At 65.3% G+C, this 17,020-nt stretch carries 12 protein-coding genes; 6 read left to right on the top strand and 6 right to left on the bottom strand.

What is annotated here, in order from left to right:
• Positions 1 to 4 precede the first annotated feature (4 nt).
• The 4 genes from ACNQOP_RS09575 to sufU all read left to right on the top strand — a co-directional run bounded on the left by ACNQOP_RS09575 (position 5) and on the right by sufU (position 7,466).
• A complete protein-coding gene (locus ACNQOP_RS09575) occupies positions 5 to 2,659 on the top strand; it encodes an AAA family ATPase (protein ID WP_416404326.1) in 2,655 nt (884 codons plus the stop codon).
• Positions 2,660 to 3,128: 469 nt separating this feature from the next.
• Positions 3,129 to 5,552 (top strand): AAA family ATPase, encoded by a 2,424-nt coding sequence (locus ACNQOP_RS09570; protein WP_416404325.1) that lies wholly within the window; start codon positions 3,129 to 3,131, stop codon positions 5,550 to 5,552.
• An 88-nt stretch (positions 5,553 to 5,640) separates the two neighbouring features.
• Positions 5,641 to 6,966 carry a cysteine desulfurase gene (locus ACNQOP_RS09565; RefSeq protein ID WP_416404324.1) on the top strand — a complete coding sequence of 442 codons (1,326 nt, stop codon included), beginning with the start codon at positions 5,641 to 5,643 and terminating at the stop codon, positions 6,964 to 6,966.
• A gap of 44 nt (positions 6,967 to 7,010) precedes the next feature.
• Complete coding sequence (gene sufU / locus ACNQOP_RS09560; protein ID WP_235519402.1) at positions 7,011 to 7,466, top strand: Fe-S cluster assembly sulfur transfer protein SufU; 456 nt, start codon at positions 7,011 to 7,013, stop codon at positions 7,464 to 7,466.
• 24 nt (positions 7,467 to 7,490) lie between these two features.
• Here the strand turns inward: sufU and nhaA are convergent, their stop codons facing one another.
• The 4 genes from nhaA to ACNQOP_RS09540 form a co-directional block, all read right to left on the bottom strand.
• Complete coding sequence (nhaA, locus tag ACNQOP_RS09555) at positions 7,491 to 8,801, bottom strand: Na+/H+ antiporter NhaA (protein WP_416404323.1); 1,311 nt, start codon at positions 8,799 to 8,801, stop codon at positions 7,491 to 7,493.
• Between the two features lie 140 nt (positions 8,802 to 8,941).
• Complete coding sequence (locus tag ACNQOP_RS09550; RefSeq protein ID WP_211713203.1) at positions 8,942 to 9,163, bottom strand: SCO4848 family membrane protein; 222 nt, start codon at positions 9,161 to 9,163, stop codon at positions 8,942 to 8,944.
• Between the two features lies 1 nt (position 9,164).
• A complete protein-coding gene (locus ACNQOP_RS09545) occupies positions 9,165 to 9,662 on the bottom strand; it encodes a DUF2505 domain-containing protein (RefSeq protein WP_211713204.1) in 498 nt (165 codons plus the stop codon).
• 48 nt (positions 9,663 to 9,710) lie between these two features.
• Positions 9,711 to 11,249 carry an SDR family oxidoreductase gene (locus ACNQOP_RS09540; protein WP_257368600.1) on the bottom strand — a complete coding sequence of 513 codons (1,539 nt, stop codon included), beginning with the start codon at positions 11,247 to 11,249 and terminating at the stop codon, positions 9,711 to 9,713.
• A gap of 109 nt (positions 11,250 to 11,358) precedes the next feature.
• Here ACNQOP_RS09540 and mfd point away from each other — a divergent pair, with 109 nt between their 5' ends.
• Positions 11,359 to 14,991 (top strand): transcription-repair coupling factor, encoded by a 3,633-nt coding sequence (gene mfd / locus ACNQOP_RS09535; RefSeq protein WP_416404322.1) that lies wholly within the window; start codon positions 11,359 to 11,361, stop codon positions 14,989 to 14,991.
• A gap of 5 nt (positions 14,992 to 14,996) precedes the next feature.
• A complete protein-coding gene (locus ACNQOP_RS09530; RefSeq protein WP_235519412.1) occupies positions 14,997 to 15,806 on the top strand; it encodes a metal-dependent hydrolase in 810 nt (269 codons plus the stop codon).
• Positions 15,807 to 15,923: 117 nt separating this feature from the next.
• On the opposite strand, the gene ACNQOP_RS09525 is transcribed toward ACNQOP_RS09530, so the two are convergent.
• Both ACNQOP_RS09525 and deoC read right to left on the bottom strand, forming a co-directional pair.
• Positions 15,924 to 16,151, bottom strand: coding sequence for a hypothetical protein (locus ACNQOP_RS09525; protein WP_211713208.1), 228 nt, complete (start codon positions 16,149 to 16,151; stop codon positions 15,924 to 15,926).
• A 51-nt stretch (positions 16,152 to 16,202) separates the two neighbouring features.
• Complete coding sequence (gene deoC / locus ACNQOP_RS09520; RefSeq protein WP_416404321.1) at positions 16,203 to 16,895, bottom strand: deoxyribose-phosphate aldolase; 693 nt, start codon at positions 16,893 to 16,895, stop codon at positions 16,203 to 16,205.
• Between the last annotated feature and the right edge of the window lie 125 nt (positions 16,896 to 17,020).

The raw sequence follows: 17,020 nt of genomic DNA, 5'->3' as shown, positions 1-17,020 counted from the left end.
GCCCATGCAGGCTGAGCACCTTGTAGGCCGGGACTCAGAGCTGGCCTTGGCCACGGAGATATTACGCCAGGAGGGTGCGGGGGCTGTGCTCCTGCTCGCGGACCCCGGCATCGGCAAAACTGCCCTGGCGGCCGAGATCGCCGCCCGCCTCGCCGGCGAGATGGTGGTGATGCGGATTCACGGAAGTCCCGCACTGTCCGCTGTTCCCTATGGCGTCCTGGCGCCTTACCTGCTGGACCTTCCGGTGGAGCAGGCGACGTCCCCCGTAGCGATACTTCGTGAGTTCTGGTCGCAGTTCGAGAGGCGCCGCGGCGGAGAAGGTGCCCGCCTGCTGCTGATCGTCGATGATGCCCATGACCTCGATGAAGGCAGTACCCAAATCCTGGCCGAACTGGTGACGGCAGGCTGGGCCCGGCTGGTGGCGACCAGCCGGCCTCGTCCTGGCCTGCCGCCGGCTTTGCTCCAGCTGTGGTACGACGGACTGGCCGAACGGCTGGAACTACACCCCTTGGAGAAGGGCAAGGTCACTGAACTCGCTGAGAAAACCCTTGGCGGAACAGTCATGGCGAGCGTCGCTGAGGTGCTGCACACCCTTTCCGAGGGCAACCCCTTGCTGCTGCGTTGCTTGCTGGACGATTCACGGGCCGATGGGAAGCTGGTGCGCCGGAACGGCATCTGGTTCCTGACAGGTGCCCTCACCGGGACGGGCGAAGGGCTGGCCGAGGTCGTGCGGAACAGGGTCCTGCGGACCAGCGAGGCCGAACGGGAGGCCATGTACGTCATTGCCCTGTCCGAACCCGTCCCCGCCTCGGTATTGGACGCCCAGGTTGGCAGGGACACTGTAAGGGCGTTGGTGGACAACCGCATGGTCGTATCAACCAACGGTCCCGGCAGCCCCCTCAAAATGTGGCATCCGCTGTACAGCGAGGCTCTTCGCCAGATCGTTTCGCCAGCCCGCAGCCTGCAAATCCGCCAGAGGATGGTGCAGGACCTGCTCTCGGAGCCGCCAACGGCGGAAGGGTTGCTCCGCATGGTGAGCTGGGCGCTGGACTGTGGCGCCGACGTCGAGGATGAACAGTTGCTCCAGGCTGCCTTCCTGGCCGCCAGGCTGCTCCAAAATCCGTTGGCCATGGCGGCAGCCCGCAAAGTCCGTTCGGATGCGCTGCAACCGCGGGCACGTGCAGTGATGGCGATGGTGCATTATCACGACGGCGACTTCCGCAGTGCCGCGCGCTTGTTGGAGGTGGACTCCGGGTTCCTGGACGCCGACCCGTCGGGACCCCTGGGGACCGGCTTGTTGTGGGCCGCGGCCAGGACCGCAGCCGGGGATTCATCCGGAGCGATCGTGGCCGAGGCCCAGGCCGCTGCGGAAGCCCTGGTGAAGGGGCTGCCGGAGGCCATGAGCGGGCACGTGGGCAGGCAAGCCCGGGTATTGGAGTTGGCCGCGTTGGCCTACGACGGCCAGTACGGGGAACTCCGCGAAGGTTTGGAACTCTTTGCTGCGGACCTTGACCCGGAACAAGCGGATTTCGTCACAAACCGGATCTCCCTGCTGGCCATACAGTGTGAACTGCTCACCGCAGAAGGCCAGCCTGTGCAGGCAATGGAGGCGGGCCGGGAGGCTTTGTCGCTCCTGGACGGGCGCACGGAGGACCTGCTCTACTTCCGCGACTTCGTGGTGGTCCGCTATGTGTTCGCAGCCCTGGAGTCCGGGGACTGGGATGCAGCCAACTCCGCGCTTGACGGATACGCCGCAAGCTCGGCCATGGGCCTCATTGTTTTCGGTGGAGGTATCCAGGCACTGAAGGGGTTGTCGCTGCTTCGGCAGGGCCGGCTGGAGCAGGCCACGGAGATGCTGACCCCCGCCGTCGAAGCCCTCGGGGTCACTGATCCTCAACGCTTGCGTGGTCTGGGCGCCGCACTGGCGCTGTACGCCGCGGCCAGGTCCGGTGATGCCGCCCTCGCCCACCGGTTGGCAGGGGAGCAGGACACCAACGGCTCTGGCGGAGCATATGTGGATTCCCTGGCCGAGATCTTCAGGCTGGCCGGCATGGAACTCGTTGAGGAGGGCTCCGGTTTGCCGGCACTGAGGCAGATCCCTGCGTCCCGGCCAGTGCACGGCCTGCCAGGTCTTTTGCTCCAGAACCTTGTCCTCAGGGCCGAACTCGGTGAAGCGGATGCCATGGAGTCCATCAGGGCAACGGCGTCGTCGATGGCGGGGGCCTGGGCGGCCGGCTGGCATTCTTTTGCCGCAGCCGACGTGGCCGGTACGGGCCAAGGGTACGTCAACGCGGGCAACCTGTTGGCCGCTGCCGGAATGCCGGGCCCCGCAGCTGTGACTTTTGACAAGGCTGCGGCAACTTTCGATGCCGAAGGAAAGCGTCCCGAGGCCAGGCAAGCGGCGGTCCTGCGGGACGTCAGCGAGGCGAACCTGGGTGACGCACTGGTCCATGATCCGCAGGCCGACGCGGACCGGTCCGTCCCGTTGACGCGACGCGAGCAGGACATTGTTGCGTTGGCGGTCTCGGGACTGACTGACCGGCAGATTGCCGAGAAGCTGATGGTTTCGGTGCGTACCGTGGAAGGGCACCTGTATCGGAGCTACGCCAAACTGGGTATCCGCCGACGCGAAGACCTTGGGGCTGCGGTCCGTCCCTGAGAGGACCAAACCGAGTACCTGCATGCAGGATCCCGCGCTACTTGTGCCGGGATCCTGCGGTGTTTAACCATTCACTGGAGTAATCCCCGGATGTCCCGAGCCCAAACCAAGTAGTGCCCGCCCAAGGGACTGAGTACAACACAGTATCGGGGTCCCGAAAGCCCCGAACTATTCGAGTACCAACTACTGATGTACGGAATTTCCGGTCCCGGCAATATTGATCTTGGAAGAACGGTTCAGCCCCAAGCATCACCGGGATTCCGAAAGTCGCATCATCCGCATCGGTGGTCTCCAGAACCGATGCTCCGGCCACCGCAAGGTGATCCGGCCCTGGACGAAGCCGGCGGCGACAGAGTCTTCTGAGACCGAGACTCTCCCCCCAGCCGTCGCCGGCTTCTAGGCCAGGGACCCGCGAATCGCGGACCCCCCCAAATTCCCGGACCATGGGACTGCTTCTAGTGGAGTGTGCATGCTGCCGGATCCTTGGCTGGACGAAGACGCCGTCACAGCCGGACTGCGGCCATCGCCCCTCCCGGACCGGACACAGCTTCTGGACATCATTCTTTCCTCAGTACCATCGCCATCCACCAGCGGGATCGTGGTTGCAGGTGACAGCGGATCGGGAAAGACCCACCTGTTGCTCTCCATCAAAGCAGGACTATCCGACACCATGGACGTCCGCACCTTCGCGGGCACCCCCGAATTGAAGGCAATCCGGTATGGCGCGTTGGGGGCCTTCGAAGCCGACGGCGGTGATTCCGTTCTGCCGGGCCTGCATGTCCTCCGCGCCCTCACCAGTTCACTGGGGCCCGCCGCGCACCTGTACACCCCACCTCCCGGACGACGCCGCAACAGGAAGCCGACCCCGCCGTCGCGACCACCGCTGGTCCTGCTGGTGGACGACATCCACGACGTCGACCCGGCGTCGTTGGCTGTCCTGTTGCAGCTCATTCCGGGCTTCGGGGCCACCCTGGTGGCAACCGCCGACAGCCGCCGGCCCCTGCCCCAGGATCTCTACCAGCTCTGGGAGGAAGGCTTCCTGGACCAGTACTTCCTTCCCCCTTTCACGTTCAGAGAGGCGCACGCCCTGTGCGAAGCGCTGCTGGGCGGGCAGGTCCAGCGACGGGCCAGCAGCCTGCTCTCGGCCATATGCGGCTTCAATGCGGCCCTCCTCTGCCTGGCGATCGCAGACGCCCGAAGCGCCCGTTTGCTGGTGCAGCGGGAGGGCTTCTGGACCATTGACGTCCGCGCACACTGCGATTGGCCGCGGGTTGTTGAGCGTGTCCGCACCGAAAACGCTGCGAGGACGTCGGAAGAGCGGCAGGCCCTGGAACTCGTTGCGCTCGCCGAACCGATAGGCCTGGACGTCGTGGAGCGCCACTTTGGCCAAGGGGCCGTGGAACACCTCCTTGCTTTGCAACACGTCAGGATGCTCGCCGGCGGCCCGCCTCTGCTCCGGACAAGTCCGTGGCTGCGTGGCGAGGCGACCCGACTGTCGGTTCCCCGGTCCAGGAGCGTGGCTTTGCGTCTGGGAATCGAGGATCCGGCGCTCACCAGGGAGTCCGCGCCTACCTTGCTGCGATGGATGACATGGACACTGGAGTGTGGACTCTCCCTTTCGGATGAACTTCTCCTGGCTGCGGCGCCCGCCGCTGACAGGCCGTCGACGGCGGAACTTGCCATGCGGGCAGCGGCGGCCGTCTCGGATCCGGGCCACCGGGACGAAGCGAGGCTCCTCCGGGCCCGGGCGCTGCTCGCCGAGGGCCAACTTCGCGAAGCAGCCCCCGAACTTCGTGGCCTGGCTGTAGGCGGAGAGTCGCCGGCCGTGAAGTCCGATGCCACGCACCACCTCATGGCGCTGGAGCTCCTCGGGGCCGTTCCAGGTGTCGAGCCGGATGGCGCGGAACCGTGGTCCCTGGTCGCCGGCAACGTCCGGGACACCGAACGCCTCTTGCTCGCCGGCGCCGTGCCGGAGGCGCTGCAACGGTCCTCAGCTGCGATGGCGGCACTCGACGCGGACCCGGCCTTGGCGATGTTCCGGCCGGCAGTTCTGCTCCGCCACGCCATCTGCCTGAGGTACAGCCTGGCGTGGGACACCATGGACGCACTCCTGGATTGCCCCGCCCCCTACGCCCTGCCGGCGAACCTTGCCGTGTGCATGGATGTCGCCCGGGGATATGCCGAGCTGGTCCAGGGGCTCGCCAGGGCAGCACGACGCACCTTGAGGCCGGTGCTGGCAGAGTTGCACGACGCCGGCCTTCCGCAGGTACTTTCGCTGGCGGCCGCGTTGTTGGCCTACGCGGAGGCCCTGTGCGGAAATCCGGAGGCCGCCCTGGAATGTGCCCGGCAAGGCAGTTCCGCACTGACCGGAAACGATCCCGGGGCGCTGCTGCCCAGGCTCAGCGCGCTCTACGTCGCGGCGGCCCGGGATTGTGTCGCCGGGCGGGATGGCTCCTCCTGCCAGCCGGCCCATTTGATCCAGCTCGCAGGAGAGAGCCGTGGGGACCGGACCTTTTTGATCGAAGCCGAGGCGCTCTCCCTCATCGCGCTGGACCCCCACGCGGCCGCCGTCGACGATCCCGCCAGCCAGCGGCAGCTGGCCGAAGCAGCCGCGGTCCTGCAGGGTGCGGCCGGGGCTTCCCTCGCGATGTTTGCCAAGGCGTTGATGGGAGATGAGCCAAAGTCGCTTGAGGCCGCGGGCCGGAGCCTATCGGATGATCGGTTGTTCGCCCACGCCGCCATGAGCTACTCCCGCGCCGCGCGCGGCTATGAGGCCAAGACCCGGAGCGCGGCAAGCCGCCGCACCACGAGGCTGGTCAACAAGTTGCTCACCGCTTTCGACAGCGGCTCTGTTCCGCCGCTGGGGTGGGCCCCCGGGCGGGCCGGCAGCTAACGTGCTGTAAGGCACACCCCCTGCTCCGCACGCCGGAGGTCTCCGTGGGATAATGGGGAGTCCCTGAAGGATTTCCAAGGAGCGTCCCTTGACTGCCGTATCAACCCCCGCCTCACTCCTACGGTCCGTGCCTGCCATGGACAATGCGGAGGTGTTGCGGATCCGGAACGACTTCCCGGTGCTGGATCAGTTGGTCAACGGCAAACCGTTGATCTACCTCGATTCCGGGGCTACGTCCCAGAACCCGCTCAGCGTGATCGAGGCCGAGCAGGAATACTATGAGCAACGCAATGCTGCGGTTCATCGTGGGGCGCACCACCTGGCGGTCGAAGCCACGGAAGTGTTCGAGGACGCCCGCCAGACTGTCGCCGACTTCATCGGCGCCAATTACGAAGAAACAGTGTGGACTTCCAACGCCACCGAAGGCCTCAACCTGGTCAGCTACGCCCTCTCCAACGCCGCGCTGTGGGCCGCGCAGGGCCGTGGTGGCGCCGCGTTGAAGGAACTGGCTCTTGGCGCAGGTGACGAGATCGTGGTCACCGAAATGGAGCACCACGCCAACCTGATCCCGTGGCAGGAACTCGCTTTCCGGACCGGTGCCACGCTCAAATACATCCCCATCACGGACGACGGCGCGCTTCGCCTGGATGTTGCGGCGGAAATCGTCGGGGAGCGGACCAAAGTGTTGGCGTTCTCGCATGCCTCCAACGTCCTGGGAACCATCAACCCCGTGGGGGAGCTCGTGGCCCTGGCTCGTCGCGTCGGCGCTTTGGTGGTGCTGGACGCCTGCCAGTCCGTGCCGCACATGCCGGTCAACGTCAAGGACCTGGACGTCGACTTCGCTGCGTTCTCCGGCCACAAAATGTTGGCACCTACCGGTGTGGGCGTCCTGTACGGCAAGCAGGAACTCCTTGATGTCCTGCCGCCGTTCCTGACCGGCGGTTCCATGATCACCACGGTCACCATGGAACGGGCGGAGTACCTGCCCGCCCCGCAGCGGTTCGAAGCCGGTACTCAGCGCATCTCGCAGGCAGTGGCTCTGGCAACTGCCGTGAACTACCTCGCCGAAACCGGCATCGAGCGCATCCACGCATGGGAATCGACCCTGGGCCAACGGCTGGTCAAGGGGCTGGAAAGCATCGACGGCATCCGCGTTGTGGGTCCTGCTTCGGGCTCTGAACGCATTGGACTGGCTGCCTTCGATGTCGCCGGCGTGCATGCCCATGACGTCGGCCAGTTCCTGGACGATCGCGGAATCGCGGTACGCGTCGGCCATCACTGCGCGCAGCCCCTCCACCGCCGCCTGGGTTTGACGGCCACCACCCGCGCAAGCACATACCTCTACAACACCACGGACGACGTCGATGCTTTCCTTGACGCCGTTTCCGGGGTCCGGGCCTACTTCCAGGCCTGAACACCGGGTTTCCCCCCAGATACTTAGTTAGGCATCAGCGCATCATGAGTCTTGACCAGTTGTACCAACAGATCATCCTGGACCACTCCAAGCAACGGCACGGCAGCGGGCTCGCGGAAACTCCAGCTCCGGCCGGCGCCACCACCGGACAGTCGCATCAGCTGAACCCGGTCTGCGGGGACGAGGTCACGTTGCGGCTCGCTGTGTCGGACGGAACCGTTCAGCAGATCAGCTGGGACGGCGCGGGTTGCTCCATCTCGATGGCGTCCGCCTCGGTGCTCAGCGACATGGGTGAAGGCATGTCGGTGGAGGAACTGCACTCGGTGATCGAGAACTTCCGCGAGGTCCTCCGATCACGCGGAAAGGTCCACGCCGACCCCGAGATCCTCGGCGATGCCGCCGCGTTTGAGGGCGTCGCCCGCTACGCGGCCCGCGTCAAGTGCGCCATGATCTCCTGGGTCGCGGCCGAGGACGCCCTCAACCAGGCCACAACCACCTAGCAGTCGGGCGCAGCGGCGCTTCGGTCAGCTGCGGGCAAAGACGTCAGGCACGCCGTCGCCGTCGTCGTCCCTTTCTTCGTCCGCTTGGACCTGGCGGTACCGCCGGTTACGGGCCTTAAGGACGACGGCGGCCAGCAGCGCCGAGATCAGGGAACCTGCCAGGATGGCCACTTTGGCGTGGTCGTTGTGCGCGGATCCGGCGCCGAAACTGAGTTCGCCGATCAGGAGCGAGACTGTGAACCCGATGCCGGCCAGCAGGGCGAGCCCGAAGAGGTCGATCCACGCAATGCCTGAGTCCAGGCTGGCGCGCGTGGTCTTGGTGACCAGGAACGTGGTTCCGAAAACGCCCACGGCTTTGCCCACCACCAAAGCCGCCACGATGCCCACGGCAACGGGGTCCGTCAGTGCTGCACCCATCCCATCGAATCCGCCCAAGGCTACGCCAGCGGAGAAGAACGCAAAGACGGGGACCGCGAATCCTGCGGAGAAGGGCCTGAGCTTGTGTTCGATGTGCTCGGCCAGGCCCTCGGCGGGTTCCCCTTTCTTTCCGTTGGCCAGGACAGGAACGGCGAAGCCCAGCAGGACTCCGGCGACGGTGGCATGGATACCGGAGGCATGAACGAAGCCCCAAGTAGCGAGGGCCAGGGGGAGCAGGAGGTACCAGCTGCGGATCCGCTTTTGGACGAGGAACGCGAACAGGCCCAAGGGAACCAGGGCGGCCAGCAGCATGAGTGGCTGAAGCCCGGTTGAGTAGAAAAACGCGATGATGCCGATCGCGATGAGGTCGTCCACCACGGCAAGTGTCAGCAGGAAGGTCCGCAGCGCCGCGGGGAGGTGCGTGTTGATCACGGCGAGTACCGCCAAGGCGAAGGCAATGTCCGTGGCTGTGGGGATCGCCCAGCCCTTCAGGGTATCAGGGCTGTTGAGGTTGAAGAGGACGTAGATCAGGGCGGGGACCAGCACGCCACCAATGGCTGCTGCAACCGGGACCACCGCCCGGGCCGGTTTGCGGAGCTCCCCGGCGACGAATTCGCGCTTGAGCTCAAGTCCGGCGAGGAAGAAGAACACCGCCAGCAGCCCGTCCGAGGCCCAGTGGCCGAGGCTGAGTTCAAGGTGCCACGGTTCGTAGCCGATCCTGAAGTCGCGGAGGGCGAAATAGGCGCCCGCTGCGGGGGAGTTAGCCCAGATGAGCGCAACCACCGTGGCTGCCAGGAGGAGGGCCCCGCCGACGGTCTCGGTGCGGAGGATGGAGAGGATGCGGCGATATTCGGGGTAGCTGGACCGGGCAAAGACTTTGCCGGGCTGCTTGGTGGCTGCGGGGGGCTTCTGGGCCACGAAGGGCTCCTAACTCGCGGAAATCAGTCGGTCAAAGGGGAGCACAATGACTCCGCCGACCAGACTTCCCGGCACACCAGTATCCATCTTACCCAACCAGGGGACAGCAGGTGCTGTCCCCTGGTTGGGTGGGCGCAGCGTCAGGCGACGAGGCCCGCGACGCCGATGGCCGCCGTCGCCAGGCCCAGCACCATGGAGATGGTGACCAGCACGACGTGGACCGTAAGGAACTTGGTGGCCTTGCCGGCAGCGTCCCGGGCGCGGGGATCCTTCATGACCCGCTTCAGGAACTGCGGCCACACCGCCAAGGACCAGACGCCGGCAACGATCAGGACGACGGCCAGGATCGCCGGAATCTCCACGCTAGTGGCTTTCGAGCCAGGCCTGGGCCTGCTGCGACTGGATGTTCAGGGCCTTGCCCACCATGGGCTCCGCGGCGTCAGCAATCTTTCCGCCAAGGAAGGGCACCGAAGAGGACACCGTGCCATCGAGTTCGATGCGCGTGCTGGTGCCGTCTGCCACCAGGCGCTGGACGGCAGTCACATCAAGGGGAGCACCCGAAATCTTCAAGGCGATGTTGCTGGAGCGTGAGCCGTCAGCAGCAGGTGCTTCCCACTGTTCCTTCTGGGTGACCGTCAGGGTTTCGCCAACGAACTTGCGGGCAATGTCCGGCAGGCGCGTGGTGGGCAGGGTACGGACCGTGGTGGTATTGAACGCACCTGCAGGGTCGCCTTCGATGGTGAACGATTCCAAGGAACCGCCCACCAGTTCGCTGGTGTGGCGCAGGAAATCCTCGTCGATGAAAACGGCCGCTACGCGGTCGACACTGTGCGGCAGGGTGGTGGATGCACTCAGGGCCATGGGTCCTCCGTGGATGGTATTGGTGAAGCTTCTTAGCTCCCAAACATCCTACGGGGTCTGGGTGGGCACCCCTGAACCCTGCTCCTGGCCCGCGTCCTGGAGCGTGATAGCCGCCGCTGAAATGTTGCGGGCCATGGACGGGAAGATGAATCCGTGGAAGGGGTACACGCCCAGCCAGTACAGCCGGCCGGCCAAACCGCGGGGGAAGAAGATGGCACGCTGCTTGTAGAGGCTGCCCTCGCCGTCGGGCTCAACCCCCAACTCCAGCCAGGCGCCGCCCGGGGCCCGCATTTCAGCCCGCAGGCGGAGCAAATGCCCGCGGTCGATGGCTTCGACGCGCCACCAATCCACCACTTCGCCCGTGTTCAGCGTTTTCGGATCCCGACGTCCCCGCAGGAGCCCGGCCCCACCTTGCAGCTTGTCCAGCCACCCGCGGATCCGCCACGCCAGAGGCAGCGAGTACCAGCCGTTCTTGCCGCCGATGCCCTCAATGATGGTCCAGACGTGTTCCGGTTTGGCTTCGCTGTGGAAGGTGCGCTCATCAACGTAGACCTTGTAGCCGGCCCAGTCCGGGTCGCTCGGCAGCGGGTCGGCGTCGATACCTGCGTTGGCCCAAGTGGTCTCCACCTGACCGTCCCTTTCCTTCCCCAGCGCCAAAGCGACGGCGCGGCGGTAGGACGTCAGTCCGCCGTCGGGCTGGGGGATGTAATGGTCGACGTCGTGCTCCCGCGACACAGCGTCGTGCTGGAGTGACTGCACCAACGGCAGGGACATGGACAGTGGGATGGGGGTGACCAGCGCAACCCAGAGCCCGGCAAGTTTTGGTGCCGGAACAGGGAGCGCGATGACCAGGCGCCGGGGGAGTCCGCGTTCCACCGCGTACTCGTTCATCATCTCCTTGTATTTCAGGACGTCGCGGGAGCCGATGTCGAAGGAACGGTTAAGTTGCTCCGGCAGGGCCGCCGCTGCCACCAGGTAGTGCAGCACATCCCGCACAGCGATGGCTTCAATCCTGTTGTTGACCCAGCTGGGCGCGGGCATGACCGGCAGGGTGTCGGCGAGGTGCCGGATCATTTCAAAGGACGCAGAGCCCGAACCGATCACCACACCGGCCTGGAACACGATCGCATCAACAGGGGATTCGAGGAACACCTTGCCCACGGTCTCGCGTGAACGCATGTGGGTGGAAAGTTCGGTGTTCTCAGGGTGCAGACCGCCCAGGTACACGATCCTGTCCACTCCGGCATCCGCAGCGGCTCCTGCGACGAGCCGCGCCATGGCTTCTTCCTTGGCTTCGAAACCGCTGCCCGACGCCATGGAATGCACCAGGTAATACAAGACCTCCACACCGCTGAAGGCATCGGCCAGGCCTTCAGAATCAGACAGGCTGCTTTCCACGATCTCGACGTCGTCATGCCACGGTACGTCCGCGATCTTCTGCGGCGTACGGACCAGGACTTTGACCTTGTGGCCGGCTTCGAGGAGCCTGGGGACCAGCCGCCCGCCGATGTAGCCGGTAGCGCCCGTGACCAGCACGGTCCTGGGCTGCCGGGGGTTGTTGGAATGCGTCGCTTCGGAAGGTTGCAAGAGAACTCCTGTGGCTGGGGGGAGGGGTAGGCTGGAATGACCCGGCATTCTGACGAATTTCCGGGCATTTGTGTTGCCTGCCCTTGGAACCACCCTAGGAGTTTCAGCCATGAGCCTCAACGGTCTGCGCCGCGCACTGGCGGAGGACAAGACTTTCGCGCGCGTCCGAACGGAGGCTCAGCGGGAGTTTTCCGACCGCAACAGCGACTACCAGATCAGCGCACCTACGGGTATGCGGGCTGTTCTGCTTGCCGAAATGGCTGATGCCCTGGCCCAGGCTGGTGCCGACGGTGCGGGCGCGCCGGTGGTCCTCGCTGTCACCGCAACGGGCCGCGAAGCCGAAGACCTCACCGCAGCGCTGGCTTCCTACCTTCCCGCCGACACCGTGGCTACCTTCCCCAGCTGGGAGACCCTCCCGCACGAGCGGCTTTCGCCACGATCGGACACCGTGGGCCGCCGGTTGTCGGTCCTGCGCCGCCTGACCCACCCGGAAACCTCGACGGCGGCCCCCTTGCGTGTGGTGGTTGCCCCGGTCCGCGCCGTGGTCCAGCCCATCGTGGCCGGCCTGGGTGACCTGGTTCCCGTGACGCTGCAGGTGGGGCAGGAGCGCCCCTTCACCGAGGTGGTCCGGGCGCTGTCCGACGCCGCCTACGCCCGGGTGGACATGGTGACGCACCGGGGCGAATTCGCCGTCCGCGGCGGCATTATCGACGTGTTCCCGCCCACAGAGGACCACCCGATCCGGGTGGAGTTCTTCGGCGACGAGGTAGACCAGATGCGATGGTTCGCCGTGGCCGACCAGCGCTCGCTGTCCGCCCCCGGTGTCCACCACCCCACCGAACTTCACGCGCCCCCATGCCGCGAAATCCTGATCACGCCATCGGTGATGTCCAGGGCTGCCAAGCTCAAGGCGGACATGCCCGCCGCGGCAGACATGCTGGAGAAGATCGCCGGCGGCATTGCCGTGGAAGGCATGGAGTCGCTGGCCCCGGTGTTGGTGGATGCCATGGTTCCGTTCGTGGACCAGCTCCCTGCGGGGTCCCTGGCCGTGGTGATCGAGCCGGAGAAGGTGCGTACCCGCGCCCACGACCTCGCGGCCACCAACGAAGAATTCCTGGAAGCTGCATGGTCAACGGCATCCGACGGCGGTGCGGCGCCCCTTGACCTGTCGTCCCAAGCCTCCACTGACCTGCACGCTGCCAGTTTCCGGTCCCTGACCGACACCCGCTCCGCGGCCCTTGAACACGGCGTGTCCTGGTGGTCCATCACCTCGCTCGCGTCGGACGAGGACCTGGTCCTGGATATTGACGTACTCAACATGCGTGCCCGCGAACCCCGCGGCTACCAGGGCGACGTGGCCGAGATGCTGGAGTTCATCGGCTCACGTGTCCGCGAGCAGTGGCGTGTTGTTGTGGTCACCGACGGTCCTGGCCCCGCGCAACGCCTTGCCGAGTTGTTCCATGATGCGGAGATTCCCTGCTCCCGCTTGGACTCCCTGGACAAGGAACCCCAACCGGGCATCATCGAGGTGACCACCGCCGCCGTCGGACGTGGTTTTGTCCTTGACGGCCTGAAACTGGGCCTGCTGACCGAAGCCGACCTGCTGGGGCGCGCCACGGCGGGTTCCACCAAGGACATGCGGCGGATGCCATCCAAGCGACGGAACGCAGTGGACCCGCTTCAGCTCCACGCGGGCGATTTCGTGGTGCACGAGCAACACGGCATCGGCCGGTTCGTGGAGCTGATCCAGCGCAAGGTGGTTGGCACGTCGTCCTCCGACGCCGGGCTGCGGGAGTACCTGGTGCTCGAGTACGCACCTTCGAAGCGTGGCGCCCCGGGGGACCGGCTGTTCGTGCCCACGGACCAGTTGGACCAGGTGACCCGTTATGTCGGTGGCGATGCCCCGGCACTGAGCAAGATGGGCGGCGCGGACTGGGCCAGCACCAAATCCAAGGCACGCAAGGCCGTCAAGGAAATCGCCGGCGAACTCATCCGGTTGTACTCGGCCCGCATGGCATCACGTGGGCACGCGTTCGCCCCGGACACCCCGTGGCAGCGTGAACTCGAGGAAGCCTTCCCGTACGTCGAAACGCCCGACCAGCTGACCACCATCAACGAGGTCAAGGCGGACATGGAACGGGAAATCCCCATGGACCGGCTGGTGTCCGGCGACGTGGGCTACGGCAAAACCGAGATCGCTGTCCGTGCGGCGTTCAAAGCGGTGCAGGACGGCAAACAGGTTGCCGTTCTGGTGCCCACCACGCTCCTTGCCCAGCAGCACTACGAGACGTTCACTGAACGCTTCTCCGGTTTCCCGCTGCGTGTGAAGCCGCTGTCCCGTTTCCAGAGCACCAAGGAGGCCAAGGAAACGGCGGAGGGGGTCAAGAGCGGTGCCGTGGATGTGGTGATCGGCACCCACCGCCTGCTGTCCAAGGACTTCGAGTTCAAGGACCTGGGCCTGGTGATCGTGGACGAGGAACAGCGTTTCGGCGTGGAGCACAAGGAAGCGCTCAAGAAAATGCGCACCAACGTGGATGTCCTTGCCATGAGTGCCACCCCCATCCCACGAACCCTGGAAATGTCGCTGACTGGCATCCGGGAAACCTCCACCCTTGCCACCCCGCCCGAAGAGCGGCACCCGGTGCTGACATATGTTGGCCCGTACACCAACAAGCAGACTTCCGCCGCCATCCGCCGTGAACTCATGCGCGAAGGTCAGGTGTTCTTCGTCCACAACCGGGTGTCCTCGATCGAGCGGATCGCTGCCCAGATCCGCGAGCTGGTGCCGGAAGCCCGCGTGGAAGTGGCGCACGGCCAAATGTCCGAAAGCCGCCTCGAGAAGATCATCGTGGACTTCTGGGAGAAACGCTTCGATGTGCTGGTGTGCACCACCATTATCGAGACCGGCCTGGACATCTCCAACGCGAACACCCTGATTGTTGATGGCGCGGACAAGTACGGTCTCTCGCAGCTACACCAGCTGCGTGGCCGTGTTGGCCGTGGCCGCGAACGTGCCTACGCCTATTTCCTCTACCCCTCGGAGAAGCCGCTGGGCGAGGTTGCCTTGGAACGCCTGAAAGCCGTGGCGGCGCACAACGAGCTCGGTGCGGGCATGCAGCTGGCCATGAAGGACCTCGAAATCCGCGGGGCCGGCAACCTGCTCGGCGGCGAGCAGTCAGGCCACATCCAAGGGGTGGGCTTCGACCTCTACATCCGCTTGGTGGGCGAGGCTGTAGCCGAGTACCGCGGCGAGGCCGAAGAGAAGGCCGCCGAGATGAAGATCGAGCTGCCGGTCAACGCCCACCTGCCACACGACTACGTGCCCGGCGAAAGGCTGCGCCTGGAGGCCTATCGCAAGCTGGCTTCGGCCATCACTTACGAGGCAATCGACGAGGTACTGGCAGAACTGGTGGACCGTTACGGCGAGCCGCCGTTGCCTGTCCAGAACCTGATCGCCGTGGCCCGCTTCCGGGTGGGTGCCCGCGAAGCCGGGCTGTCCGACGTCGCGCTCCAAGGAAACTTCATCCGGTTCTCGCCGGCGCAACTGCCCGAGTCCAAAACCATGCGGTTGAACCGTATGTATCCCGGTTCCCAGGTCAAGCCGGCGCTGGACGCTGTGCTTATCCCCAAACCCAAGACGGCCAGGATCGGTGGCCGGGATCTCCAGGACGCCGAAATCCTGCAGTGGGCCAACAACGTGATTGAAGCAATCTTCACCGACGTGCCAGTCAAGGCGGGCTAACTTCGATGATGGGAGGACACCACGCCGCGTCGGGAGCCGCGGCGTGGATAGCTATTGCTTCGACCGGCCCCTACGCCCTGGGCTGGTACCCGCTGGATTCCACCGGAATCCTCATTGGCGCCATGGCGACGGCGGGGACGGCACTTGTGTGCGACTGGGATCACCGGCACAGCACCATCGCAAATTCACTGCCACCGCTGTCCAATGCGATTGCGGTAGGGATCGAAAAGGCCAGCGGCGGGCACCGGCAGGGGACCCACTCACTGCTTGGGGCTTCGGCGTTCGTGATCCTCGCAGCGATGGCGGCGCAGTTCCAGATGGTGACCCCGGTCGGAAAACTCTCGGTCGGCGCCGGGCTGCTGTGCATGTTCATGATCAACCTCGCCGCGAAGGCATTGAACCTGTTTCCGAAGTCCGGCTGGATCACCAACTGGCTCTTCGCGATCGTCATGGCTGGCCTGGTGACGTGGTTTGCGCCGGACCAGTGGGGGTGGCTGCCACTGTCCATGCTGACCGGCGTCGTGATCCATATTGTGGGCGACATGATCACTGTGGGCGGCGTGCCGCTCCTGTGGCCGATAGTGATCAAACCGCCAAAGTTCCTGCGCAAATCAGTCATCAGCGGAGTGTGGCGGGCCAACGGCGCGTTTTCCATTCCGCTGCTGGGCCGGGCAGGTTCGCGGCGGGAATGGCTGGTGCTGATTCCCGTGAGCGGATACGCCATGGTGGGGATGGGAGTGGCCGCCTGGACCCTTGCGCAACAGCACTGGCCGGGCGTACTCGCGGCGCTTGGAGGCGTCCTGGCGGTGCGGTGACTCGGTGCGGTGGCTCGGTGCGGTGAAGCCGCCAGCCCTTGGCCGCGAGGCGATCCGCCACCACAGACAGGAATGGCCCGGGCAAACGCCCGGGCCATTCCTGCAGAAGTAAAGGGTTTAGCTTTCGCCAGCCGAATCCGAGCGGCCCAGGATGGTCTGCGGGATCCAGAACGCAAGGGCGAACAGGCCCAGGCACACAGCCATCGGCCACGGGTTTTCGAGGCTGAGGAAGGACAGCGAGTAGATAGCGCCCAGGAAGAGCACAATCATCACCAGGAACAGGACAATGCTCTGGCCCAGGTTGTTCTCACGCTCGATGGGGGCGCTGGTTGCGTTCTTGGACATTCGTTCCTCCTCGGCCCCGCAGGGCTCAAAATCTCTGGCGGTCGGGAAGCCTCAGTAGGCAGATGAACCTTGCTCACCCTTGACAATGGCAATTCCGGAACTCGCTCCGATACGTGTTGCACCAGCTGCAATCATAGCCTGTGCATCGGCCAGCGATCGCACCCCACCGGAGGCTTTGACGCCTATGTCCGGTCCCACCGTCTTGCGCATCAGCGCGATGTCTTCAACAGTGGCGCCGCCACCGTTGAAGCCGGTGGAGGTCTTGACGAAGTCTGCGCCCGCTTCAACAGCTGCTTTGCAGGCGATGACCTTTTGCTCGTCGTCCAGCATGGACGTCTCGATGATGACCTTGAGGATTGCTTCGCCGGCGTGCACTGTTTCGGCGACTGCCCGGATGTCGTCCACCAGCGCGCCCTTGTCTGCGGCGCGTCCAGCGGCCATGTTGATCACCATGTCGATTTCGTCAGCCCCGTCAAGGACGGCACCGCGGGCTTCGAAGGCCTTGACGTCGCTGGGCGTCGCGCCCATCGGGAAGCCGACCACAGAGCATGTGAGCACGCCCGAGCCCTTGAGTGCCTTGGTGACGGTCTTGACCCAGATCGGGTTCACGCACACTGATTTGAACTGGTATTCGACGGCTTCGGCACACACTTTGAGGATGTCCGCCTCGCTGGCTTCCGGCTTCAACAGGGTGTGGTCGATGTAGGAGGCGATGTTTGCCGGGGTAGCGGCTTCGTTGCTCATGGGATCCTTCCGTGCAGGCGTGGCCGGCCCGGTGGCCGCAGGGTTGTCACTGCCCGTCAAAGGACCATCTTGCCATACGGGCCCGGTGGCCCTTCCGCCGCTTGTGGAAGGGCCACCCGGTTGCC

It is taken from the genome of Arthrobacter sp. LFS091 (assembly GCF_047977885.1).
GTDB lineage: Bacteria > Actinomycetota > Actinomycetes > Actinomycetales > Micrococcaceae > Arthrobacter.
This window is presented reverse-complemented; position numbering and strand designations above follow the sequence as displayed.

Excerpts from the sequence above, each read along its gene's own strand:
- ACNQOP_RS09530 (WP_235519412.1), top strand. The coding sequence starts at position 14,997 with ATGATGGGAGGACACCACGCCGCGTCGGGAGCCGCGGCGTGGATAGCT.
- deoC (WP_416404321.1), bottom strand. The coding sequence starts at position 16,895 with ATGAGCAACGAAGCCGCTACCCCGGCAAACATCGCCTCCTACATCGAC.
- ACNQOP_RS09525 (WP_211713208.1), bottom strand. The coding sequence starts at position 16,151 with ATGTCCAAGAACGCAACCAGCGCCCCCATCGAGCGTGAGAACAACCTG.
- ACNQOP_RS09570 (WP_416404325.1), top strand. The coding sequence starts at position 3,129 with ATGCTGCCGGATCCTTGGCTGGACGAAGACGCCGTCACAGCCGGACTG.
- mfd (WP_416404322.1), top strand. The coding sequence starts at position 11,359 with ATGAGCCTCAACGGTCTGCGCCGCGCACTGGCGGAGGACAAGACTTTC.
- ACNQOP_RS09545 (WP_211713204.1), bottom strand. The coding sequence starts at position 9,662 with ATGGCCCTGAGTGCATCCACCACCCTGCCGCACAGTGTCGACCGCGTA.
- ACNQOP_RS09575 (WP_416404326.1), top strand. The coding sequence starts at position 5 with ATGCAGGCTGAGCACCTTGTAGGCCGGGACTCAGAGCTGGCCTTGGCC.
- sufU (WP_235519402.1), top strand. The coding sequence starts at position 7,011 with ATGAGTCTTGACCAGTTGTACCAACAGATCATCCTGGACCACTCCAAG.